This window comes from Albidovulum sediminicola, from assembly GCF_025751575.1.
GTDB lineage: Bacteria > Pseudomonadota > Alphaproteobacteria > Rhodobacterales > Rhodobacteraceae > Albidovulum > Albidovulum sediminicola.
This window is the reverse complement of sequence record NZ_JAOWLA010000011.1, coordinates 45,227-68,341: the sequence shown is the minus strand read 5'-3', so window position 1 is coordinate 68,341 and position 23,115 is coordinate 45,227. Positions and strand designations below refer to the sequence as shown.

Annotated in this window: 21 protein-coding genes; 10 read left to right on the top strand and 11 right to left on the bottom strand. The window is 65.9% G+C overall.

The genetic code is table 11. The features are described 5' to 3' along the window. Nucleotides 1-30: 30 nt before the first annotated feature. The 7 genes from OE647_RS12625 to OE647_RS12595 are packed head-to-tail and all read left to right on the top strand — an operon-like array spanning nucleotide 31 to nucleotide 6,693. Nucleotides 31-1,272, top strand: a complete 1,242-nt coding sequence (locus OE647_RS12625; RefSeq protein WP_263722097.1) for an AAA family ATPase — start codon at nucleotides 31-33, stop codon at nucleotides 1,270-1,272. A 15-nt stretch (nucleotides 1,273-1,287) separates the two neighbouring features. Continuing rightward, on the top strand, nucleotides 1,288-2,733 hold the full coding sequence (locus tag OE647_RS12620) for a CpaF family protein (RefSeq protein ID WP_263722096.1): 1,446 nt from the start codon (nucleotides 1,288-1,290) through the stop codon (nucleotides 2,731-2,733). Nucleotides 2,734-2,738: 5 nt separating this feature from the next. After that, complete coding sequence (locus tag OE647_RS12615; protein WP_263722095.1) at nucleotides 2,739-3,707, top strand: type II secretion system F family protein; 969 nt, start codon at nucleotides 2,739-2,741, stop codon at nucleotides 3,705-3,707. A gap of 10 nt (nucleotides 3,708-3,717) precedes the next feature. Next, nucleotides 3,718-4,710, top strand: coding sequence for a type II secretion system F family protein (locus tag OE647_RS12610; protein ID WP_263722094.1), 993 nt, complete (start codon nucleotides 3,718-3,720; stop codon nucleotides 4,708-4,710). Nucleotides 4,711-4,714: 4 nt separating this feature from the next. Further along, complete coding sequence (locus OE647_RS12605) at nucleotides 4,715-5,281, top strand: tetratricopeptide repeat protein (RefSeq protein WP_263722093.1); 567 nt, start codon at nucleotides 4,715-4,717, stop codon at nucleotides 5,279-5,281. Nucleotides 5,282-5,307: 26 nt separating this feature from the next. Continuing rightward, entirely contained in the window at nucleotides 5,308-6,153 is an 846-nt protein-coding gene (locus OE647_RS12600; protein ID WP_263722092.1) for a tetratricopeptide repeat protein, read from the top strand. A 12-nt stretch (nucleotides 6,154-6,165) separates the two neighbouring features. Beyond that, the gene (locus tag OE647_RS12595; protein ID WP_263722091.1) at nucleotides 6,166-6,693 is read left to right on the top strand and encodes a prepilin peptidase; all 528 of its coding nucleotides are present in this window, start codon (nucleotides 6,166-6,168) and stop codon (nucleotides 6,691-6,693) included. On the opposite strand, the gene OE647_RS12590 is transcribed toward OE647_RS12595, so the two are convergent. Continuing rightward, nucleotides 6,633-8,300, bottom strand: a complete 1,668-nt coding sequence (locus tag OE647_RS12590; protein ID WP_263722090.1) for a hypothetical protein — start codon at nucleotides 8,298-8,300, stop codon at nucleotides 6,633-6,635. The two genes, OE647_RS12595 and OE647_RS12590, sit on opposite strands and share 61 nt — an antisense overlap. Nucleotides 8,301-8,447: 147 nt before the next feature. On the opposite strand from OE647_RS12590, the gene OE647_RS12585 reads away from it, so the two are divergent. From OE647_RS12585 to OE647_RS12575, 3 genes are all read left to right on the top strand, one after another. After that, nucleotides 8,448-9,758 carry an ATPase gene (locus OE647_RS12585; RefSeq protein WP_263722089.1) on the top strand — a complete coding sequence of 437 codons (1,311 nt, stop codon included), beginning with the start codon at nucleotides 8,448-8,450 and terminating at the stop codon, nucleotides 9,756-9,758. Beyond that, nucleotides 9,755-10,555: an NAD(P)-binding domain-containing protein gene (locus OE647_RS12580; RefSeq protein ID WP_263722088.1), complete on the top strand. Its 801-nt coding sequence runs from the start codon at nucleotides 9,755-9,757 to the stop codon at nucleotides 10,553-10,555. The genes OE647_RS12585 and OE647_RS12580 overlap by 4 nt, the downstream gene beginning before the upstream one ends. 283 nt (nucleotides 10,556-10,838) lie before the next feature. Next, nucleotides 10,839-11,903, top strand: a complete 1,065-nt coding sequence (locus OE647_RS12575) for an alginate lyase family protein (protein ID WP_263722087.1) — start codon at nucleotides 10,839-10,841, stop codon at nucleotides 11,901-11,903. A gap of 462 nt (nucleotides 11,904-12,365) precedes the next feature. Here the strand turns inward: OE647_RS12575 and OE647_RS12570 are convergent, their stop codons facing one another. The 10 genes from OE647_RS12570 to hutI form a co-directional block, all read right to left on the bottom strand. Continuing rightward, nucleotides 12,366-13,622, bottom strand: a complete 1,257-nt coding sequence (locus OE647_RS12570) for an aspartate kinase (RefSeq protein ID WP_263722086.1) — start codon at nucleotides 13,620-13,622, stop codon at nucleotides 12,366-12,368. Between the two features lie 130 nt (nucleotides 13,623-13,752). After that, nucleotides 13,753-14,403 carry an SDR family NAD(P)-dependent oxidoreductase gene (locus OE647_RS12565; protein WP_263722085.1) on the bottom strand — a complete coding sequence of 217 codons (651 nt, stop codon included), beginning with the start codon at nucleotides 14,401-14,403 and terminating at the stop codon, nucleotides 13,753-13,755. Nucleotides 14,404-14,487: 84 nt separating this feature from the next. Further along, nucleotides 14,488-14,910, bottom strand: a complete 423-nt coding sequence (locus tag OE647_RS12560) for a DUF1178 family protein (RefSeq protein WP_263722084.1) — start codon at nucleotides 14,908-14,910, stop codon at nucleotides 14,488-14,490. 52 nt (nucleotides 14,911-14,962) lie between these two features. Further along, the gene (locus OE647_RS12555) at nucleotides 14,963-15,430 is read right to left on the bottom strand and encodes an NUDIX hydrolase (protein WP_263722083.1); all 468 of its coding nucleotides are present in this window, start codon (nucleotides 15,428-15,430) and stop codon (nucleotides 14,963-14,965) included. A 106-nt stretch (nucleotides 15,431-15,536) separates the two neighbouring features. Beyond that, nucleotides 15,537-16,505, bottom strand: coding sequence for a threonine dehydratase (locus OE647_RS12550; RefSeq protein ID WP_263722082.1), 969 nt, complete (start codon nucleotides 16,503-16,505; stop codon nucleotides 15,537-15,539). Continuing rightward, nucleotides 16,483-17,757: a 3-deoxy-D-manno-octulosonic acid transferase gene (locus OE647_RS12545; RefSeq protein ID WP_263722081.1), complete on the bottom strand. Its 1,275-nt coding sequence runs from the start codon at nucleotides 17,755-17,757 to the stop codon at nucleotides 16,483-16,485. Before OE647_RS12545 ends, OE647_RS12550 begins: the two co-directional genes overlap by 23 nt. A 100-nt stretch (nucleotides 17,758-17,857) precedes the next feature. Next, nucleotides 17,858-19,561: a urocanate hydratase gene (gene hutU, locus OE647_RS12540; RefSeq protein WP_263722080.1), complete on the bottom strand. Its 1,704-nt coding sequence runs from the start codon at nucleotides 19,559-19,561 to the stop codon at nucleotides 17,858-17,860. A gap of 11 nt (nucleotides 19,562-19,572) precedes the next feature. Further along, nucleotides 19,573-20,376, bottom strand: coding sequence for an N-formylglutamate deformylase (gene hutG, locus OE647_RS12535; RefSeq protein ID WP_263722079.1), 804 nt, complete (start codon nucleotides 20,374-20,376; stop codon nucleotides 19,573-19,575). After that, on the bottom strand, nucleotides 20,376-21,911 hold the full coding sequence (hutH, locus tag OE647_RS12530) for a histidine ammonia-lyase (RefSeq protein ID WP_263722078.1): 1,536 nt from the start codon (nucleotides 21,909-21,911) through the stop codon (nucleotides 20,376-20,378). The genes hutG and hutH overlap by 1 nt, the downstream gene beginning before the upstream one ends. After that, nucleotides 21,908-23,113 carry an imidazolonepropionase gene (hutI, locus tag OE647_RS12525; protein WP_263722077.1) on the bottom strand — a complete coding sequence of 402 codons (1,206 nt, stop codon included), beginning with the start codon at nucleotides 23,111-23,113 and terminating at the stop codon, nucleotides 21,908-21,910. The genes hutH and hutI overlap by 4 nt, the downstream gene beginning before the upstream one ends. Nucleotides 23,114-23,115 lie beyond the last annotated feature (2 nt).

Genomic DNA, 23,115 nt, shown 5'->3' with positions numbered 1-23,115 from the left:
CGCCGACCGGATGAAAGGGGATGTAGGACCATGAGCAACGCTGCGGCTTTGCAATCGGACCCTGCGCCGATCGTCGCCTGCACGGTGTCGCGCGACGTCAGTGCCTTCGATCTGCTGATCGAGGACATGGAGACGGAGCTGGGTGACAGCTGGGGCGATCTGGGCTTCGAGGATGCGATCGTCTTTCTGGGGCAGCCCGACGCCGATGCGCTTCAGTTCATCGCGATCGCGGTCGACGGTCAGGACGAACAGAGCATGGCGCGCGTGGGCGACGTCATTGCGGCGGCAAAGGCCAAGGGCATCCGCGTCATCCTCATCGCCGAAGAGGTCGGGCCCATCGCGCTGCACCAGCTTCTCAAGCATGGGGCGGACGATTTCGTGCCCTACCCGCTGCCGGAGAACGCGCTGCACGAAGCGATTGACCGTATCCGCAAGGCGCCAGTGGTGCCCGAGGCCCACGAACCCTCGCCCGCGGTGCGCGCGAAGGGCGACCGCGACGGGATGATTCTTCCGGTTCACGGCCTTGCGGGGGGCGTGGGGGCCACGACCTTCGCGGTCAACCTGGCCTGGGAGCTTGCAGTCTCCAACAAGAAGAACCCGCCAAAAGTCTGCCTTCTGGATCTCGACTTCCAGTTCGGGTCGGTCTCGACCTACCTGGACCTGCCGCGGCGCGAGGCGGTCTACGAGATGCTCTCGGACACCGCGAAGCTTGATCGCGACATCTTCATGCAGAGCATGCTGAGCTTCAACGACCGCATGCATGTCTTGACCGCGCCGGCCGACATGCTGCCCCTGGACATCGTCCAGTCGGATGACATCAACCGCATCCTCGACATGGCGCGGTCGCACTTCGACTTCGTGATCATCGACATGCCCAAGACCGTCGTGCAGTGGACCGAGGCGGTTCTCCAACAGGCGAAGGTCTATTTCGGGGTCATGGAGCTTGACATGCGCTCGGCGCAGAACACGCTGCGCCTGATCCGCGCGCTGAAGGCCGAAGATCTCCCGTTCGAGAAGTTCCGTTACATCCTGAACCGTGCGCCCGGCTTCACCGACCTGACCGGAAAGGGGCGGGCCAAGCGGCTTGCCGAAAGCCTGGACATCGCGATCGAGATCCACCTTCCGGATGGGGGGAAGATGATCACGCAGGCCAACGACCAGGGCCTGCCTCTGGCCGAGAGCGCAGGCAAGAGTCCTCTCCGCAAGGAGATCGCGAAGCTCGCCGCATCTCTCGTCAACACCCAGCAGAGGGCCGAAACGGCTTCTTCCTGAAAACCGGGGGTCTGAATGTTCTCGCGCTACAAGAAATCCGCACCCGCCACCAAGCCGCAGCCTGAGGCCGCCCAGCCGAAAGCCGCGGCAGAGGCGCCGGCCGCACCGGCATCGCAAAGCATGCGCCGGCCCGCCGCCGGACACCTTGTTCCCGCCCACCCGGGCGTGAATGACAAGGAACGCAAGCGCAAGGAGCGCATGGCCGAACTGAAGGTCGAGCTTCACAAGCGGCTGCTCGACAACCTGAACCTTTCGGCGCTGGAACACGCGTCGGAAAACGATCTCAAGCAGGAGATCGCGTCGATCTCCGCCGAGGCGCTGGAAGAACTGAGCGTCGTCCTGAACAAGGACGAGCGCGCCGGGCTCCATCAGGAACTTTATGACGAGGTCATGGGCCTTGGCCCGCTGGAGCCGCTGCTCAAGGACGACTCGGTCAACGACATCCTCGTCAACGGCCCCCAGCAGATCTTCATCGAACGCTCGGGCAAGCTGGAACTGACCGACATCACGTTCAAGGACGAACGCCACCTTTTGCGGATCATCGACAAGATCGTGTCGGCCGTCGGCCGTCGCGTCGATGAATCGAACCCCTATTGCGACGCCCGTCTGGCGGACGGGTCGCGCTTCAACTGCATGGTGCCGCCGATCGCGGTCGATGGCTCGCTCGTCTCGATCCGGAAGTTCAAGAAGGACAAGCTCGCGATCGACGACCTGGTGAAGTTCGGCGCCTTTACCGAGGAAATGGCCGCCTATCTTCAGGCCGCCGTCGCCACGCGCCTGAACGTGATCGTGTCGGGCGGGACGGGTTCGGGTAAGACGACCACGCTGAACGCGCTCTCATCCTTCATCGACAACCACGAACGCATCCTGACGATCGAGGATACGGCGGAACTTCAGCTTCAGCAGGCGCATGTGGGGCGCATGGAAAGCCGCCCGCCGAACGTCGAGGGCAAGGGCGCGGTCACCCAGCGCGACTGCTTGCGCAACGCGCTGCGGATGCGTCCCGACCGCATCATCGTCGGTGAAACGCGCGGCGAGGAAGTGATCGACATGCTTCAGGCCATGAACACCGGCCACGACGGGTCGATGACCACGATCCACGCGAACTCGGCGCGCGACGGCATCAGCCGGTTGGAAAACATGGTCGCCATGGCCGGTATCGAAATGCCGATCAAGGCGATCCGCAGCCAGATCGCAAGCGCCGTGAACCTGATCGTGCAGGTATCGCGCCTTCAGGACGGTTCGCGCCGGATGGTCTCGATCACCGAGATCACCGGGATGGAGGGCGACGTCATCTCGATGCAGGAGATCTTCCGCTACGAGCGCCTGGGCATCGCGCCCGAGGGCAAGATCATCGGCCGCTTCACCGCGACGGGCGTGCGCTCGCACTTCTCCGACCGGTTCCGTCAGTGGGGCTATGACCTGCCGGCCTCGATCTACGATCCCATCGCAGCGGAGTAACAGCCATGATCCTCAGTGCGACCCCGATCATCTATGGCCTGATCTTCCTGGCGGTGCTGCTGCTGGTCGAGGGCCTCTATCTCGTCTTCTTCGGCAAGTCGATCTCGCTCAACAACAAGGTGAACCGGCGCCTGGCGCTGCTGGAAAAGGGCGGCCAACGCGAACAGGTGCTGGAGCAGCTCCGCAAGGAGGCCAGCCAGCACCTGAAGTCGAAGGGCATCCCGCTTTATTCGATCCTCGCCTCGAAAGCGCAGAAGGCCAATATCGCGTTTTCGCCCAAGGCGCTGGTCGCGGTCATGGGCGTTCTGTCCGTCGTCGCGTTCATGGGCCTCAAAATCGGGACCGAGGCATCGACGCCCGTGCAGATCGCGCTCGCCATCACCATGGGCGTGGGCGCGGTCTATATCTGGGTGAGCGGCAAGGCGAAGAAGCGGCTCTCCAAGATCGAGGAGCAGCTTCCCGAGGCGATCGAGCTGATGGTGCGCAGCCTGCGGGTCGGCCATCCTTTCTCCTCGGCGATCCAGATCGTTGCCAAGGAAGTGGCCGATCCCTTGGGAAGCGAATTCGGCATGATCGCCGACGAAAGCGCCTACGGCCGCGATGTTTCGGAATCGCTCAAGGATCTGGCGGAACGCATGGACATGCAGGACCTGCGCTTCCTTGCCGTGGCGGTCACGATCCAGCAGCAGTCCGGCGGTAACCTGGCAGAGATCCTCGACGGGCTTGCCAAGGTCGTTCGTGCGCGCTTCCGGCTTTTCCGCCGCGTCAAGGCGATCACCGCCGAGGCGAAATGGTCGGGCAATTTCCTGTCCGGCTTCCCGCTGTTCGCCCTGGTCGCGATCCAGGTGGTGAAGCCGAACTATTTCGACAAGGTCAAGGACAGCCCGTACTTCATCTACGCGGCGCTGGTCGTGGCCTTCATGCTGGCGATGAACCTCATATTCATGCGCATCATGACGAACATCAAGGTCTGAGGCTGGAACCATGGAACTGATCGACACGATCAACGCACTTCTGATCGAAAAACTCGGCCCGCTTGGGCCGCTGGCCGCCGTGGGCTTCTTCGGCTTCCTGTTGATCCTCGTCACGCTGCCCACGCTGCTCAAGCGGCGCGTGGACCCGCTGAGCAAGCTGCGCGATGCCCAGCGTGCCGCCAATGGCGGGGCGACGGGCAAGTCGCAGGCCAAGCCCCTGCGGATGGGTGGGCGCGGCGAGAAGCTCGACAAGTTCGCGGCCTTCCTGGAACCGCAAACCGAGGAGGAAATGACCTCTGCGCGCCTCAAGCTGATGCGGGCAGGGTATCGCGGCAAGCACGCGGTGCGAACCTTCCACGCCATCCAGTTCGTTCTGGGCGTGACCTTCCTGCTGCTGGGCGCGGCCTACGTGCTTTACAAGTCAACGACCGGGGAGATCAACACGACCGAGCTTGCGCTGTTCGGTGTGGGCCCCGGCATTGCCGGCTATTTCCTGCCGCGCTACTGGATCGAACGGCGTCTGCAGATGCGACAGCAGGAAATCCAGGACGGGTTCCCCGACGCGCTTGACATGCTGCTGGTCTGCGTCGAGGCCGGGCAATCGCTCGACCAGGGGATCTTGCGGGTCTCGCGCGAGATCGCCATCGGCTACCCCGCGCTGGCGGAGGAGCTTTCGACCGTCTCCGCCGAGGTGAAGGCCGGCAAGGAAAAGACCTCGGTACTGCGCGCCTTTGCGGATCGCGCGGGGGTGCCGGATGTGTCCTCCTTCGTGACCGTGATGATCCAGTCGCAGACCTTCGGCACCTCGATCGCCGAGGCGCTGCGGGTCTATGCCTCGGAAATGCGCGACAAGCGTGTCATGCGCGCCGAGGAAGCCGCGAACAAGCTGCCGACGAAGATCACGCTGGGCACGATGATGTTTACGGTGCCGCCGCTGCTGATCGTCATTGTCGGCCCCTCCGTATACGCTATGGTAGAGGCGTTCGCGAACTTCAAAATCTAGGTTCATGCCGCGCCACCTACCGGCCCTTGCCGCCTCAGTCTTGCTGCTCGCCGCCTGCCAGATGGGCGGCGATGGCTTTCGAAGCAAGGATTCCCCTTTCGCGCCTTCGATCGACGCCTCGGCCGAGGATATCGACGGTCTGATCGTCGGCCACCGCCTGATGGCCGCAGGCGAATACGAACTGGCGCTCAAGGCCTATTACCGTGCCGCCTCGCAGCACGGGGCCACTGTCGATGTCTATTCCGCGATCGGTTCGGCGAACCTTCACCTGGGGCGCCTGGGCCAGGCGGAAAGCACGCTGCGCGATGCGATCGATCTCGACGACAGCTTCGTTCCGGCCTGGAACAACCTGGGCGTCGTGCTGATGGAAAAGGGCGAGGTCGCAGAGGCCGCACAGACCTTCCAGACTGCCTTCGCGCTCGACAGTGGCCGAACGGACGCCATACGCGAAAATCTGCGCCGTGCCCTCGCCATGCGAGACAATCCCGACTATGCTCCCGAGGATAATGAAGAAGAATTTTCACTGGTGCGGCGTGGGGGCGGTGTCTACCTTCTGCTGACGGTGAAGTGAGGCCAGAGCAGCAAGGGACGCAGCAAATGCGCCAATCGGTTCATTTTATCGCCATTCTCGCGGGCGCGCTTGCGCTGTCCGCCTGCGACAAGAACAAAGACCAAGACGTCAAGAAGGCGTTGGAAAGCATCAACGTCATCGATGAGAGCAATCTCAACGACGTGATGCTGACCTCGGCCGACCCGGAGGAGGCGGTTGCCTACTTCCAGCGGGCGGTGCGTGAAAAGCCCGATCGGGTGGATCTCAAGCGCGGCCTCGCGAAGTCGCTGGTCCGCGCCAACCGTGCGGTCGAGGCGACGAAGGTGCTCAATGACATCATCCAGGGCGGCAGCGGGACGAGCGAGGACCGCGTGCTTCTGGCCGATGCGTTGATCCGCTCCAACGAGTGGAAGCGGGCGGAGACGGAGTTGAACGCCGTGCCGCCGACCTACGAGACCTTCGACCGCTACCGGCTTGAGGCGATGATCGCCGACGCCAACAAGCGCTGGGACAAGGCCGACAGTTACTATGACACCGCGGCGGGCATGACCACGCGCCCAGCCGGTGTGCTGAACAACTGGGGCTATTCGAAACTGACGCGCGGCGACTATCCCGGCGCGGAAAAGCTGTTCGGCCAGGCCCTGACCCACGATCGCAACATGTTCGTGGCCAAGAACAACCTCGTCCTGGCCCGCGCGGCGCAGCGCAAATACGATCTGCCGATCATTCCGATGACCCAGGTGGAGCGCGCGCAGCTGCTCTACACGATCGCGCTTTCGGCCATCAAGCAGGGCGATGTCGTGATCGGCCGCGGGCTTCTTGAGGAAGCGATCGAGACGCATCCCCAACACTTCGAGGAAGCGGTCCGTGCGCTCGAAGCACTCAACCACTGACGAGGGGCGGAAATGCTTGAACTGAACTCACAGCAAGTGCACCTCGTCTTTTTCGTGCTGATGCTGCCCATCGCGCTTTGGGTCATGCTGTCGGACCTGCGCACGATGCGCATTCCGAACCGCGCGGTGGCGGCGACGGTGCTGGTCTTTGCGGTCGCGGGCTTCATCGTGCTGCCGATCGATGTCTGGCTCTGGCGTTGGGTCAACCTCGCGGTGGTCCTGGCCGTGGGGGTCGTCCTGCATGTCGTGGCCCGCGTCGGCGAGGGTGATGTGAAGTTTGCCGCCGCCGCCGCGCCGTTCTTTGCGCCGGCGCACAGTTCGGTCGCGCTCTTTCTGCTCGCGGCCTGCCTTCTGGCGGCCTTCGTCGCGCACCGGCTGGTGCGCCGAATCCGCGCAGTCCGCGCGCTTGCGCCCGACTGGGCCTCCTGGTCGCGCAAGGAGTTCCCGATGGGTGTCGCGCTGGCCGCCGTGCTGATGATCTACTTGGCGTCCTTGGCGTTCCCCGCGTTGACCATCGCCGTGGTCTCCATGAGGATGTAAAGCGGCGTGCGGAGAACTTCCGTCGCCGTCCACCCCTGCTTCTCCATGTCATCGAGGAAGGCGTGACGGGCCGTTCCGGAAACGGGGCAGAGCGGCACCAGAAGGTAGTCGGCCTGGGCCAGTCCTGAGACCTTTCCGTAGTACCAGGGTGCCGCGCCGCGAACCGGCGCAAGATCGCCGTAAAGCCAGAAGGCGCCGTAAAGGTCGGCCGCAACCACGGCCTTGCCGGCATAGCCGTTGCGCTCCAGGTCGCTTGCCGCCGCGGCGAGCCAGGTCGTGAACCCGCCCTGGAGCGAACAGTCCGCAAGAACCTCCCCGCCGGGCAGGATGGTCTTTTTTTCCGCCTCGCTCTTGGCCTCCTCCGCATCGGCGGCCAGGGACGCGACCTCCCACTCCGGGCCGTCGATGGGGACGTTTGCCCGCAGCGCCACCATGCGGTTGCGGTTGGCGAGAAGGTCGTGCTGCGATTCAAGTCCCAGCAGCGGGCGCATGCCCTTGGCGGGCAGGGTCAGGTGGCGAACGGGGCTCATCACGAGGTTGTGGACCGAGGCATAGCCCGACCCGCCGAGCACGCCGGCGACGACAAGCGCCCATTGCGCGAGCTTGAGGCCGAAAAACCTTTGGTCTCCGCCCTGCGGCCAGAGCGTGAAGAGGCAGATCAACGTCAGGACGATCCATTGCGGATCGTTTCCGTAGTTCTGGTAGACGACATAGGCGAAGGGGACATAGAGCAGCAAAAGCAGCATCCCCTCGGTCATGTGGCCAGCCTTGCGCACCAGGATCACCACCCCGACCAGCGCCATGTTGACCGCCAGATAGCCGGTTCCGCCGAGAACCTCGGTGAACTTGTCGCCCGGCTCCTCTCGGACCGACGAGGTGGCGACGGTGATCAGGTCCGACAGGTAGGCCAGCCAGAACGCTGGCCCCGCCAGAAGTGTCAGGATCAGCGCGACCGCAAGCCCGGTGACGATGGCGACCAGCATCGCGCGCCACCAGCGCCGTGCGATCAACGCGACGGCGATCACCGGCGCGAAGGCCACGAAATAGGTGACCTTGATCAGGGCGAGCGCCGCGAGGCCCAGGCCCAGCGACAGGCCCTCGACCCCTTGGTGGAGCGGGTCACGGGGTGCGATCAGGACTTGCAGCAGAATGACGTAGCTGACCGCCCAGGCCCAGCGGTTGTAGTGCATCGAGATCGACGCGGTGGAGGTGTCCCCGCCATGCACGAGCGCCAGGCAGAGGATCAGGACGTAGCCCACGAAGGCATAGACAAGCCCTCCCCGCAGCCGTGTCGCGGCGGCGCGGATGGCAAAGGGGGCGACAAGAACCGCGACCAGGATCTGCGCCAGCAAGATCGCGTGCCCGACGCCGAAGCCAAGCGGGATAAAGGCCGCGATCGGCGCGATGGAGAGCACACCCAGCGGCGTCATGAAATCGATATGCGGCCATTCGCCCCTTGCCGTGCGCAGAACGATGTCCGCCAGGTGAATGGCGTCCCCCTCGTGCATACCGAGGTAAACACCCCCTTTCGCGAGGGTGAGGGCGGCGACAATACCCACAAAAAGAGCCGAAAATCCCGAAAGCCGCCACAATTGCGCTTTGTTCATGTCCCTGAATCCCGCCTCGATTTCCATTTTTTAGCCACATTAGCTTCGCAGGATGCGCAAGGGAATCCTGATCGGGATTCCGGCTGAATAATCTGGCCAATCCCGCGGGATTGTCCGCTTCGGAATAGTCGGTAGGGGGAATTGCCGATGAACATGCTGGTGTCCAACGTGGTTGCACCGGCCTCTCCGCGCTCGATGGCGGAAGTGGGTCTCAACACGGTGATGATGCGCGACATCTTCCTCAAGACGATGTTCCGCATGAACCTTGACCGGGCGAGTGAACTGGCGCGGGCGATGTGCATCCCGGTGCCGATCGTCCAGGAACTGATCGACCTCGCCCGTGGCCAGAGGCTTCTGGAGGCGACGGGCACGCTTCACGCCAACTCCGGCAACGAGATGGGATTCCAGCTGACCGATGCGGGGAAGGCGCGCGCGCTCGATGCCTTGGCGCAGTCGGAATACTATGGCGCCATGCCCGTCCCGCTGGACCTTTACCGGGAGCAGATCAAGAAGCAGTCGATCCGCAACATCCAGATGACGCGCCAGCAACTGATCGGCGCGATGGGTCACCTGATCCTTCCGAACGAGCTTCTCGACCACCTCGGCCCCGCTGTCAGCGCCGGCCGCTCCATCCTGATGTACGGCCCGCCGGGCAACGGCAAATCCTCGATCGCCAACGGTATCCGCGATGCCCTGGGCGACAAGATCTATGTGCCACGCGCCGTCGAATACGCGGGCCAGGTGATCACGGTCTACGACCCGATCGTCCATTCCGCCGCTGAAGAGCAGCAGGACGACCCCACGGCGCTGCGCCGGACCACGAACCGTTTTGACAGCCGCTACGTCCTTTGCGACCGCCCGACGGTGATCACGGGCGGCGAACTGTCGCTCGACATGCTGGACCTGACCTACAACCCGACGGCGCGGACCTACACCGCGTCGTTGCAGATGAAGGCCACCGGCGGCGTCTTCATCATCGACGACCTTGGACGTCAGCAGGAACCGCCGCAGAAGATCGTCAACCGCTGGATCGTGCCGCTGGAAGAACACCGCGATATCCTCGCGCTCCAGTCCGGCGAAAAGTTCGAGGTTCCCTTCGACACGCTGGTGGTTTTCTCGACCAACTTCCATCCGAACGAGATCTTCGACAAGGCGGCGCTGCGCCGGATCTTCTTCAAGATCAAGATCGATGGGCCGGACCAGGAAATGTACCTCAAGATCTTCGCGATGGTGGCGAAGAAGAAGAAGGTGCCGCTGGACGAGGCCTCTCTGATCCACCTGCTGAAGGACAAATACCCCAAGATCGACAACATCTACGCCAACTACCAGCCGGTCTTCCTGATCGACCAGATCATCGCGATCTGCAACTTCGAGGGCATCCCCTACCAGATGTCCCCGGAACTGATCGACCGCGCCTGGGCCAACATGTTCGTTCGTGACGAAAGGATCGTACATTGACAGGCTTCCTTGGAATTGCGGGCTTCAGCCGTCTGTCGGTTCCCGCGCTGCGCCGCCTGCGCGAGGCGGGGTTCGACGCGCGCGGCTTCCTGCCGTCCAGCGCGGCCGAGGACCCCGGTAGCGCAGAGACCGAGTTCCTTCATGGCCTCGGCACGCTGATCGTCATGGCCGCCGATATCGCGGAGACGGAGGACCTGCTCTTTGAGGCGAGCGCGCTGGCAACCCGCGCGCCAAGCCTTGAAACCATCATCATCTGCGGAACATTGACGCCGCGCTATGTGCGCGCCTTGCGGCACCGCGTTGCCAAGCGCATCGCGCTTGTCGATGCGCCTGCGGTGGGCAGCGCCCGGCAGGCGGCGGAGGGCCGCATGACCTTCCTCGTCGGCGGAACCGTCGAGGCGGTGGAGGCGATCACGCCGATCCTGCACGCGCTGGGGACGACGGTCGGCCGGATGGGTGGCCTGGGGGCGGGAACCTCCGCCAAGGTGCTGCGCGATTTCCTCTCGGCGTCCTCCTCGGCGATGACGCGGCTTGCGCTCGACTGGGCGGAGGCGCAGGGGCTCGACGAGCCAAAGCTCCTGGACATGCTGGAAGCGACGCCCGCCCGCAGTATGGTTGCGGCTGAATTCGACGCAGCCGAATTCGCGATCGACGCGCCAGCCTCGGATGAAACGGTGATGGCCCTTGTGCGCGACGTGGAGGGGGCGCTTGACGCCGCGCTGTCCGACGCCCATCTGACGCCGCCTGCGGCCATCAGGGACGCGTTCCGCAACCTCCGCAGCCGCGCGCTTCACTAGGAGCGGCGGGCGCCGCGACCGGGGCTTCGCGGAAGGGCAAATAAGAAAGCCCGCTCTGGGTTTCCTGACGCACTCCGGAATTTGGGACATGGATTAGGGCTGACGAAAACTCTCGCCAGCCCTAATCCACATGTTCCGTCGAGTTCTGGATTGTTGGATCTTCTTCGGGAAGTTGGCCAGATTGCGTCGGAAGTACATACCGATCTGTTATCGCGAGTTTGACAGGTTCTGCGCCCCCGGGGCATCATGACAACGCATCTCTTGTTTGGGCAGGAGAAACCCGATGCGGTTATTCAATGCGATTGTCTTTTCCTTGTTGGCCTCCGCGATGCCAGCTCAGGCTTCTCCCCTTCTATCCGGCGGGTCCGGTAAGACCTGCGCAATCAGCACGGGAAGGTCAGCGGCGCTACCCACCGTCGTGAACGTTCCTGACGCTTATACCGCCAACACGCCAGACCCAGTCACTTCGGCGATGAAGGCTTGGGCCGATCACATCATGCGTCTCGGCTCGAATGCCCGACGTTCTTCCCAGACGCGCCGTCAGCTCCACGATCAATTGATGGCTGCTGCGATGGAGAACGCGATGTCCTGGCCTTCGAATTGGTCGCAAGGTTACGATCGCCCACCAAGCACGATCTACCATACGATGGAAACCTTGTTCCCGGCCCTGATCGCCTACGGTCAGAACCGCGATGCATTTTCGCCCGCGGAGCGTCAACGTTTCGAGGATTGGGCCGGCTCCATCGTGGATCGGCTTGGTCGCACACCGCAGATTGCGAAGTGGAAGACAGACAACAAGAAATACCAGTTTGGCGCCCTCAGCGCCGCATATGGCGTGGTCACTGGCAAGCAGGCTCATCTATCGAAAGGCGTTCGTATCTACAAGACTGCTGTTAGAAGCATGCGGAAGGACGGTTCCCTTCCCGGCGACACCGCGCGCGGAGGCAGCTCGCTTCACTATACCAATCTTGCACTCGCCAACCTCGTTGCGATCGCAGAGCTCGCCACTGATGCCGACATAGATCTCTATTCCTATAGCTCCGGCGAAAAATCGCTGCACACGGCGGTTGGTTTTCTGGCCGCCGCGCAATCCGACCCAAGCCTGATTGCAGCTTATGCTCGTTCCACAGCCAAAGGAACGGGTTCATTCAAGGGGTACTCCGCAGAAAACCAGGATAGGCGGTGGGCCTCGGAAGCGAAATCGTCATGGGGGTACTACTACTTGCGGCGCTTCGGGACGACGCCGAGCGGCAAATCGCTTCTTGCCGTCTCTCCATTCCTGCGCGCCGGGAAGGCTGGCATTCACCAGCAGTCAGGCGGCAATGCCCGCTGTTTTGTGAGTGGTTGAGCTGAACCAGGACGACCTTGTTCGGGTCCCGGACCGGGTCCACGCCGCGCCTCATTGCTGGTGCCCGAAGGACGGGAGCGACAGCACGCCGCTTTGGGATTTGGATCGTCTCGTCCGACCAGGGAACCTTGATCGCTAACAAGCCCTGTTCCACCTCGACGGTGCTATCACCTGCCGCCCCGGGTTCGACGTATTGCCTAGGCTCGAACCAGTTGTAGTAGAAGCGGTAGATGTTGATGAGGGCGATAAGAACTGCCGGGTTGAACACCGCCCCGTCGATGTAGGCGGGTCCATTGCGCGCGCCTTTGCCGCCCGCGCGCGCCATCGGCAGACAGTTCGAAATCACCATAAAAATCATACGCCTACCGGGAGATTTCCCGGTTGGCGTTGCTTTTGTGTCCCAGATTCCGGAATGCGCCCGGGGTTGCCGGGCGGGCTTTCTTTTGCTTGGACGGTGGCCGTTCAGGCCTGGTCGAGCTGGAACGCGTCGTGCAGGGCCTGCACGGCAAGCTCCATGTACTTGCGGTCGATCAGCACCGAGACCTTGATCTCAGAAGTTGCGATGACTTTGATGTTCACGTTCTCGGCGGCGAGTGCCGCGAACATCTTGGCGGCCACGCCGGACTGCGAGCGCATGCCGATGCCGACGACCGAGACCTTCGCGACTTCGGTATCCACGACGAGGTCGTCGTAGTTGATCACGCCAGCGGTGCGGGCGTCCTCCAGCGCCTTCTTTGCCCGCGCCACCTGGTTCGTCGGGCAGGAGAAGGTCATGTCGGTGACGGCCATGGTGTGGCCTTCGTAGTTCTTCTCGGAAATGTTCTGGACGATCATGTCCACGTTCACGCCCGCGTCGGCCAAGGGGCCGAAGATCGCGGCGGCGATGCCCGGCCGGTCCTCGACCGTGACGAGCGTGATCTTGGCTTCGTCGCGGCTGTAGGCGACGCCAGAAACGGCCTTGGATTCCATGATATCCTCCTCGTCGCAGACCAGGGTCCCGGAGCTTTCGTCTGTTTCCTCGAAGCTGGAGAGCACCCGCAGCTTCACCTTGTAACGCATGGCCAGCTCGACCGAGCGGGTTTGCAGCACCTTGGCGCCCAGCGAGGCCAGCTCCAGCATCTCCTCGAAGGCGATGCGCTCCAGCTTGCGGGCCTTGCCGCAGATCCGCGGGTCGGTCGTGTAGACGCCGTCCACGTCGGTATAGATATCGCAGCGCGCCGCGCCGAAAGCGGCGGCGAAGGCCACAGCGGTGGTGTCCGACCCGCCACGCCCCAGCGTTGTGATCCGGCCTTCGTCCGAGACGCCCTGGAACCCAGCCACCACCGCGACCTTGAACCCCTCGGCGAATTTCGCGTCGATGTTGTCGCGCGGGATCGAGACGAAGCGGGCCGAGGAGTGGGCAGAGGTCGTATTGATCGGCACCTGCCAGCCCTGCCAGGACCGCGCGGGCACGCCCATCTCCTGCAGGCGCAGCGCCATCAGCCCGGCGGTCACGTTTTCGCCGCTCGCGACGACGGCGTCGTATTCGCGCGCGTCATAGAGGTGGGAGGTCTGCTCGACCCAGCCGACAAGCTCATTGGTCTTGCCCGACATGGCCGAGACGATGACGATCACGTCATAGCCACGCTCCACCTCGCGTTTGACCTTCTGGGCTGCGTTGGCGATGCGGTCGAGATCGGCCACCGAGGTGCCGCCGAATTTCATCACGAGAAGCGGCATCCGAGCCCCCCCAAGCTGCGCGCACGCATGCGCCCCGAGTCAAACCGCGCGTTTCATAGGCGCGCGCCGGGCGAAGGGCAAGGGCGTTCCGCAGCGGCGCGCCGCGCTGCGGCAGGCAGGCCACGCCGTTTCAGAAGGGGATCGGCGTTCCGTCGTGGCTCTCGAAGCAACCCGAGGTGGTGAGCGAGAGCGCATCGAAACGGCGCAGCAGATCGCGGGCCGAGGCATCCGGCGCGATCTGGGCGCCCGGGCCACCGATCTCGGTTGTGACCCAGCCAGGGTGGTAGACGCCAAGCGCGATCCCATCCGGCCGCAGATCGGCTGCCAGGTTGCGCCCGAGGTTCAGGACCGCCGCCTTGCTCGCCCGGTAGATATAGCTGCCGCCGGGGGCCCGCGCGTCCGAGCCCATGCGGGAACCGATGATGGCGATCCTCCCCCGCGCCGCCCGAAGGTTGGGCAACAGCGCCTGGATGGTCAGGAATACGCCCGTGACATTGACCGCGAAGGTTTCGGCCCAGGCCGCCGCCGGGTAGCCTTCGGCCAGCCAGTCATCCCTGTCGAGGTAAACCCCCGCGTTGCAGACCAAGAGATCGAGCGGCCGCCCAGCAAGGGATGCCGCAAGCGCCGCCACCGACGCCGGGTCCGCTACGTCCAGATGGAACCAGCCCGCGGCGTCGCCTGCGTCGCGCCGCGTCGCCCAAACCGTATCTCCGCGCGCCTGAAACGCTGCGCGCAGGGCCGCGCCGATGCCCCGGTTCGCGCCGGTTACAAGGACCTCCATCGCCATCCTTCTCTATTGCCCAAATACCCTCGGGGGTGAATGCGCCCCAAGGCGCAGAGGGGGCGAAACGCCCCCTTCCCGGCATCAGTTCGTCTTGCGCGCCGGCATGAAGGGAAGCGTGGCCACCGGCACGCCGTCCTCCAGAAGCTTCTTCGCCTCGTCGATCCGTGCCTCGCCGTAGATCGAGCGGCCCGGCGCCTCGCCCTCATGGATGCGCCGCGCCTCGGAGGCGAAGTTCAGCCCGACATATTCGGAATTCTCCTCGACCTGTCGGCGCATGGCGGCGAGGGCCTGCTCCATCTCCCCCTGCGGCGTGGCCAAGGGGCGGGTCTCGGCCTGGCGGGCGGGGCGGACGGCGGGGGCCATCAGATCCTTCGTGACCCTGGTGGACCCGCAGGTAAGGCAAGCCACATGGCCCGCGGCCAGAAGCCGGTCGAAGGCATCGGCCGACTTGAACCAGCTTTCGAAGCTGTGGTCGCGGTCGCAGGTAAGCGAATAACGGATCATGTTCTTGCGCGGTTTGGGCCTGCGCCCTGATTTATGGATGCGCGGCCGGAATTCAACTGATTTCCTCAGCTTGCCGGTCGGGGTCGAAATTGGCAAGCAGAAGCGCAAGCTCGGGCTCGGCGACCCGGCTTCCCGCCTTCTTGGGCGAGAACCATTTGCGCACCCGCTGGCCCTTTTCGGGAAACTCGTCCTTCATGCGCTGGACGCTGACCGGATAGACCGCGACGATGCAGGGCTGCCTGGTGCCGTCCTTCATGACCTTGTCATAGGCGTAGATGCCGATGCAGCGGCTGTCGGGCTTGCCCTCGACGCCCGCCTCCTCATAGGCCTCGCGCAGGGCGCATTCCGCGCCGCTCTTGCCCTTCATGGGCCAGCCCTTCGGGATGACCCAGCGGCCGGTGTCGCGGCTGGTGATCAGCAAGACCTCGGTCCTGCCCTTCGCGGTCTTGCGATGGCAGAGGGCGGCATATTGGGTCAGCGCCTCCTGGGCGCTGCTGCTGGCCTTGTCGAGTTTCTTCACTGCGCGATTCCGGGCGTTTAGCCGCCCGCCTGTCGTTGAGGGTCCTTGTTCCTGCCTGTAAGGGGCTGACGGGAATCCTAGCACGACGGGTATGGCTTTTCCACCGTCACGGCGCGGGCGTGCCGCCGGCCAGAATGCTGCGATAGGGGCCGGTGTCGATATTGCCACCCGACAGGATCACGCCCACCTTGCGGCCCTGCATCTGGCCCCGTTCCTGGATCAGCGCGGCCAGCGCCGCCGCGCCGGCGCCCTCGGCAAGGTTGTGGATATCGGTGAAGTAGATGCGGATCGCCTCGGCGATCTCATCCTCGCTGACCGCGACGATTCGGGCGGCGCCGGGGCCGTAGACGGCCAGCGCCGCCTCGACCGGGACGCGCACCGCCATGCCGTCGGCGAAGGTGCGGGCGCTGTCCGTGGGGATGGGCCGGCCCGCCTCAGCGGAGAGTTTCGCGGTCTGCGCCCGGTCCGACACCACACCGACGATCTGGGTCGGCAGGCGAAGCGCGTCGCGCGCGGCGATGACGCCGCAGATCCCCGAGCCGCAGCCGATGGGGACATAGACCGTGTGCAGCCGTGGGGCGGCGCGGAAGAACTCCAGCGCATAGCTCGCCACGCCACGGACGAGTTCCGGATGAAAGGGTGGGACGGGGTAGAGCCCTTCGGCCTCGGCCACGCGCATCGCCTCTTGCCGGGCCTCGTCGAAATCCGCGCCATGTTCGCGAAGTTCCGCCCCGAAGGCGCGCATCGCGGCGTTTTTCTCGGTCGAGTTGCCGTGGGGGACGTAGACCACCGCGCGCAGGCCCATCGCCGTCGCGGCGCGGGCCTGCGACTGGCCGTGGTTGCCCCGCGTCGCGGTGATGATGCCGCCATAGCCCGGATGTTCGCGGGCGAGCCAGTCCATGAAGGTGATCCCGCCCCGGACCTTGAAGGCGCCGGTCGGGCCGTGATTCTCGTGCTTCACCCAGACCTCGGCCCCGATCCGGTCAGAAAGCGCGGGCCAGGCGTATTGCGGTGTCGGTTCCATCTGGCGGTGGACAAGACGGGCGGCGGCCTCAAGCTCGGGCAGGGTGAACATCGGGCGTCCTTTCGGCGAGGGTGGCGTCGAGCGCCGCGAAGAAGGGGGCAAGGGTGGCCGGATCGGCGGCGGACAGCGCCTCACGCGCCCGTGCCGCCATGGCCGCCTGCGCCTCCGCGTCTGCCAGCCGCAGGATCGCGGCCGCGAGGTCTTGGGCGGTCTCCACCCGCACCGCCGCACCTGCGGCATGAAGGGCCGCGTAGGCGGGGGCGAAATTCGCCACATCCGGTCCGTGCAGGATCGCCGAGCCGTGGGCGGCAGGCTCATAGGGTGTGTGCCCGCCCCGGCCGGTCAGCGATCCGGCGACGAAGGTCATGCCCGCGCCTGCGTACCAAAGATCCATCTCCCCCATCGTGTCGGCAAGATAAACCGGTGTTGCGTCCTGCGGCACCTGGTCCAGAGAGCGTGTTGCGAAGGGTAGGCCCGCGCCTTGGATCAGCCGCGCGATTTCGGCGCTGCGGCGGGGATGCCGGGGGGCGAGGACAAGCCGCAGCGCGGGGTTTGCGGCGCGGGCGGCGGCGAAGGCGGCCAGGATCACCTCTTCCTCTCCGGGGTGGGTGGAGGCGGCCAGAAGCGAGGTTGCGCGCGCCCAGGGCAGGATGGGTGCCCCGGCTTGCGGGACGAAGGCGGCCTTGAGGTTCAGGACCGGGCCAAGCCGCGGCTGGGGCAGGCCGAGGTCCAGGAAGCGGCGGGCGCTGTCCTGATCCTGCGCGGAAAGCCAGGTGATGGCCCCCATGACCCGGCGTGAGAGGCCGGGCAGGCGCGACCAGTTGCGGTGGCTTTTCGCGGACATGCGTGCGCCCAGCACGAAGACGGGGATCGCGCGCGCCGCCGCGAGGGTCAGGCGAACGGGCCAGAGCTCATTCTCGACCACGATCAGCGCGGCGGGGCGAAGGGCGTCGAGGAAGCGCCGCGTGGCGAAAGGTGTGTCCACCGGCGCAAGCACGGCGATGAGGCGTGGCAGGTGCCAGCTTTCGGCCAGGGCGCGGCCTGTCGTGGTGTTGGTCGTGACCACGAGCGTGGCGCTGGGATGTCGGTCCAGGATCGCGATGACCGTGGCGCGGGCCGAGGCCAGTTCGCCGTTCGAGGCCGCGTGGAGCCAGATCGTCGGACCTTCGGGCCGGGGCGGGGCGAGGGCAAGGCGCTCGGTCAGCCCGCGCGGCTCCTTGCGCCCCGCAAGCGCAAGCGCCACCCGGCGCATGAGAAGCGCGGGCAGGGCGAAAAGCGTCAGGATCAGTCGATAGAGCCACATCGTGGCGACGATCTTGCACAGGGGGCGCGCGGCGGCAAGCTAGTGCGGGGGGCCAGCCCCCCGCGCCCCCCGGGGTATTTGGGCAATGAAGAAGAGGGGATCAGTTCCCCAGGATCGAGGGCAGGCGCAGCCCCATGTCCTTGGCGTGCTGGACCGCGATGTCATAGCCCGCGTCGGCGTGGCGCCAGACGCCGGAGGCGGGATCGTTCCACAGCACCCGTTCGAGGCGCTTGGCGGCCTCTGGCGTGCCGTCGGCGACGATCACGACGCCCGCGTGCTGCGAGAACCCCATGCCGACCCCACCGCCGTGGTGGATCGAGACCCAGGTCGCGCCGGACGCGGTGTTGACGAGCGCGTTCAGGAGCGGCCAGTCGGAGACCGCGTCGGAGCCGTCCCTCATCGCCTCGGTCTCGCGGTTGGGGCTTGCGACGGAGCCCGCGTCCAGGTGGTCGCGGCCGATGACGACGGGGGCCTTGAGTTCGCCCGATGCCACCATCTCGTTGAACATCAGCCCCGCCCGGTGACGGTCACCAAGTCCGATCCAGCAGATGCGGGCGGGCAGGCCCTGGAAGGCGATCCGTTCGGAGGCCATGTCGAGCCAGCGGTGCAGGTGGTGGTTCTCGGGGAAGAGCCGCTTCATCGCGGCGTCGGTCTTGCGGATGTCCTCCGGGTCCCCCGAGAGCGCGCACCAGCGGAAGGGTCCGATGCCCTTGCAGAAAAGCGGCCGGATATAGGCGGGCACGAAGCCGGGGAAGGCGAAGGCGTTTTCAAGCCCTTCGTCCTTAGCGACCTGGCGGATGTTGTTGCCATAATCGAGCGTGGGGACACCCGCGTTCCAGAAATCCACCATCGCCGCGACATGCTGGCGCATCGAGGCGCGGGCGGCTTTCTCGACGGCCTTGGGGTCGGTTTCCTGTTTCGCGCGCCACTCGGCGACGGTCCAGCCTAGGGGCAGGTAGCCGTGCAGCGGGTCATGGGCGGAGGTCTGGTCGGTGACGATGTCGGGCCGGCCGTTCGGGACGCCCTCGCCCCCGGCCTGCATGCGGCGGACAAGCTCGGGGAACACCTCTGCCGCGTTGCCCAGAAGGCCCACGGACTTCGCCTCCCCCTTCGCGGTCCAGTCGGCGATGAGCGCCAGCGCCTCGTCGAGGGTGTGGGCCTTGGCGTCGAGGTATTTCGTGCGGATGCGGAAGTCGATGCGGGTTTCGTCGCATTCGACGGCCAGACAGCAGGCGCCGGCAAAGACGGCGGCCAGCGGCTGTGCGCCGCCCATGCCGCCCAGGCCCCCGGTCAGGATCCATTTGCCGGTCAGGTCGCCGCCGTAGTGCTGGCGGCCGGCTTCGGCGAAGGTCTCATAGGTGCCCTGCACGATCCCTTGGGTGCCGATGTAGATCCAGGACCCGGCGGTCATCTGGCCGTACATCATCAGGCCCTTGCGGTCGAGCTCGTTGAAATGTTCCCACGTCGCCCAGTGCGGCACGAGGTTGGAGTTGGCGATCAGCACGCGCGGGGCGTCGGCATGCGTGCGGACCACGGCGACGGGGCGTCCGGACTGGACGACGAGGGTTTCGTCGATCTCCAGGTCCTTCAGCGTCGCCACGATGCGGTCGAAGTCGGTCCAGGTCCGCGCGGCGCGGCCGATGCCGCCGTAGACGACGAGTTCATGCGGGTTTTCGGCCACGTCGGGATGCAGGTTGTTCATCAGCATCCGGAGGGGTGCCTCGGTCTGCCAGCTTTTCGCGTTCAGTTCGGGGCCGGTCGGCGGGAAGATGTCGCGGGTGTTCTTGCGGTCGAGGTTGGTCATGGGGGGCTCCGTCAGGAAAGGGCGCCGGATCGGGCGAGTGTGTCGAGGTCGGAAAGGATGGCGCCAAGCACCGCGCGCAGGGGGGCGGCATGGGCCGGGTCATAGGCCCAGGGGGCCGCTTCGGCGGTCAGGTAGGCGCGCTGGGCAAGTTCCATCTGGATCGCGTGAACGCCCTTGGCGGGCTGGCCATAGTGGCGCGTGCTCCAGCCGCCCTTGAAGCGTCCGTTGAGCACATGGGTGAAGCCCTCCGCTTCGGCGCAGCGCGTCAGGGTCGCGGCCTCGATCCCGTGGGCGCAGGTTTCGCCGCCGTTGGTGCCGATGGAAAACACCGGCAGCAGCCCGTCGAACAGGAACGGGATACGCGAACGGATGGAGTGGCAGTCGTAAAGGATCGCGACGCCGTGGCGCGCCCGGACCCGGTCGATCTCGGCCTGCAGCGCCGCGTGATAGGGCGCGTGGAAGGCTGCGCGACGCGCCCGGACCTCGTCTTCGGAGGGGGGCTGGCCGGGCTGCCAGATCGGGTTGCCGTCGAAATCGGTCAGGGGGCAGAGCGTCGTCGTGTTCTGCCCGGGGTAGAGCGAGACACCCGCCGGGTCGCGGTTGGCGTCGATGGCGTAGCGGTGGACGGTCGAGGCGACGACAGTCGCGCCGGGCAGGAGCCCTTGGTAAAGTGCTGCGATGTGCCAGTCGGTGTCGGCCAGCGCCCGGCCGGTGGGGTTGAGGCGCGCGGTCAGGTCGTCCGGCAGCCAGGTGCCGCCATGCGGCATGCCGAGGATGACGGGGCTGTCGCCTTGGGTGACAACGAATGGCTGCATCACCAGAGCTCCGGCAGGGTCACGCCTGCGGCAATCGCGATATCTCCGCTGGCGACAAGGCGCGCAGCGGCCTCGAGGTCGGGGGCCAGGTAGCGGTCCTCGCCCAGCGTCGCGACATTGCGGCGGAGCCGGTCGAGCGCGCGGGTCAGAGGGGCGGAGGTCTGAAGCGGCGCGCGGAACTCGATCCCTTGTGCGGCGCACAGCAACTCCACCCCCAGGATTCGGTCGAGGTTCGCGACCATCCGGATCAGCCGGCGCGCGCCGTGCGCGGCCATGGAGACGTGATCCTCCTGGTTGGCGGAGGTGGGGGTGGAATCGGTCACGCAGGGGTTTGCCAGATGCTTGTTCTCGCTCATCAGCGCGGCCGTGGTGACCTCTGCGATCATCAGGCCGGAGTTGAGCCCGGGATCGGGCGTCAGGAACGGCGGCAGGTCGAAGCTCAGCGTCGGGTCCACCATCAGCGCGACGCGGCGCTGGGCGATGGCGCCGATCTCGCTGACCGCAAGGGCGATCATGTCGGCGGCGAAGCCCACGGGTTCGGCGTGGAAGTTCCCGCCCGAGACGATCAGCCCGGCCCCGGTCAGCACCAGCGGATTGTCGGTGGCGGCATTGGCCTCGACCTCAAGCGTGCGGGCGGCCATGCGCAGAACATCCATCGCCGCGCCGGTTACCTGGGGCTGGCAGCGGATGCAGTAGGGGTCCTGCACGCGGCTGTCGCCTTCGCGGTGGCTTTCGCGGATCTCGGACCCGTCCAGAAGCGCGCGCAGCGTGGCGGCGGCCTCGATCTGTCCGGCATGGCCGCGCAGGGCGTGGATTTCCGGCTGGAGCGGCGCGGTCGAGCCCATGATCGCGTCGGTCGACATGGCCGAGATCACCAGCGCCCCCTGGGCGGCGCGCCAGGCCTCGAAAAGCCCGGCGAGCGCGAAGGCGGTCGAAAACTGCGTGCCGTTGATGAAGGCAAGACCCTCTTTCGGGCCAAGCGGGATGGGCTTCAGGCCGGCCGCCGCCAGCGCCTCGGCCCCCGTCATCACGCGGCCGGCAAACTCTGCCTCGCCCGCGCCGATCAGGACGGCGGTCATATGGGCCAAGGGCGCGAGATCGCCCGAGGCGCCAACGGAGCCCTGGGCCGGGATGACCGGGGTCACGCCGCGTTCCAGCATCGCCTCCAGCAGCTCGATCAACTCCCAGCGTACGCCCGAGGCGCCCCGCCCCAGCGACAGCAGCTTCAGCGCCATCATCAGCCGGGCATGGGCGCGGGCGATGGGTTCGCCCACGCCGCAGCAATGGCTCAGGATCAGGTTGCGTTGCAGCGTTGCCGTGTCCTTCGGGGCGATGCGCAGGCTCGCCAGCTTGCCGAAGCCTGTGTTGACGCCATAGACGGGCACGTCGCCCGCCGCTGCGGCGGCGATCGCGGCGGCGGCGCGGTCCACGCCGGTCTTTGCCGACCGGTCAAGCCGGACGGGCAGTTCCTCGAAATACACGCGGGCGAGTTGGGCGAGCGTGACCTCGCCCGGGGTCAGGGTGAGAACGCTCAACTGCGGCCTCCGATGATGCGTTGGTGAAGGGGATTGAAGCCGATGCGATAGGCAAGCTCGGCCGGGTGTTCGAGGTTCCAGACCGCGAGGTCGGCGCGGTTGCCGGGAACGATGGTGCCGCGATCGGCCAGACCCAATGCACGGGCGGCATGGCGCGTCGCGCCCATCAGCGCCTCTTCCGGGGTCATGCGGAAAAGTGTGCAGGCCATGTTCATCGCAAGGAGCGGCGAACACATGGGCGAGGAGCCGGGGTTCATGTCGGTCGCCACCGCCATCGGCACGCCATGGGCGCGCAACAGCTCGATCGGCGGTGCCTTGGTCTCGCGCAGCGTGTAGAAGGCGCCGGGCAGGATTACCGCGACGCTGCCCGCCTCGGCCATGGCCTTGACGCCCGCCTCGTCCAGATACTCCAGATGGTCGGCCGACAGCGCGCCGTAGCGCGCGGCCAGTGCCGCGCCGCCCAGGTTCGAGAGCTGTTCGGCGTGAAGCTTGACCGGCAGACCCAGCGCCTGGGCCGCGTCAAAGACGCGGGCGATCTGGGCGGGGGTGAAGGCGATCCCCTCGCAAAAGCCGTCGACGGCATCGACCAGCCCTTCCGCATGCGCGGCGCGCAGGGCGGGCAGGCAGATCTCCTCGATATAGGCGTCCTCGCGTCCCTTGTAGTCGGCGGGCGCGGCGTGGGCGCCGAGGAAGGTGGTGTGCACCTCGACCGGCCGGAGCTCCCCGATCCGGCGCGCGGCGCGCAGCATCCGAAGCTCGGTCTCGATGTCGAGGCCGTAGCCCGACTTGATCTCGATGACCGCGACCCCTTCCGCGATCATCGCGTCGACGCGGGGCAGGGTGGAGGCGATCAGATCCTCCTCGCGCGCCGCACGGGTGGCGCGCACGGTCGAGACTATGCCGCCCCCCGCCCGCGCGACCTCTTCGTAGCTTGCGCCCTTGAGCCGCATCTCGAACTCGCCGGCGCGATTGCCGCCGTGGACGACATGGGTGTGGCAATCGATCAGCGCGGGGGTGACCAGCCGCCCGCCAAGGTCGGTCTGGGGAAAGGTCGCGACGGCTGCGGGAATGTCCGATCGGGGTCCTACCCAAAGGATGCCGTCCGGCGTCACGGCGATGGCCGCATCGTCGATCAGGCCGTAGTCGGGGCCCGTAAGGGTCGCGGCGCGGCAGTTCACGAAAAGGCTGTTTGGCTGGCGCATTG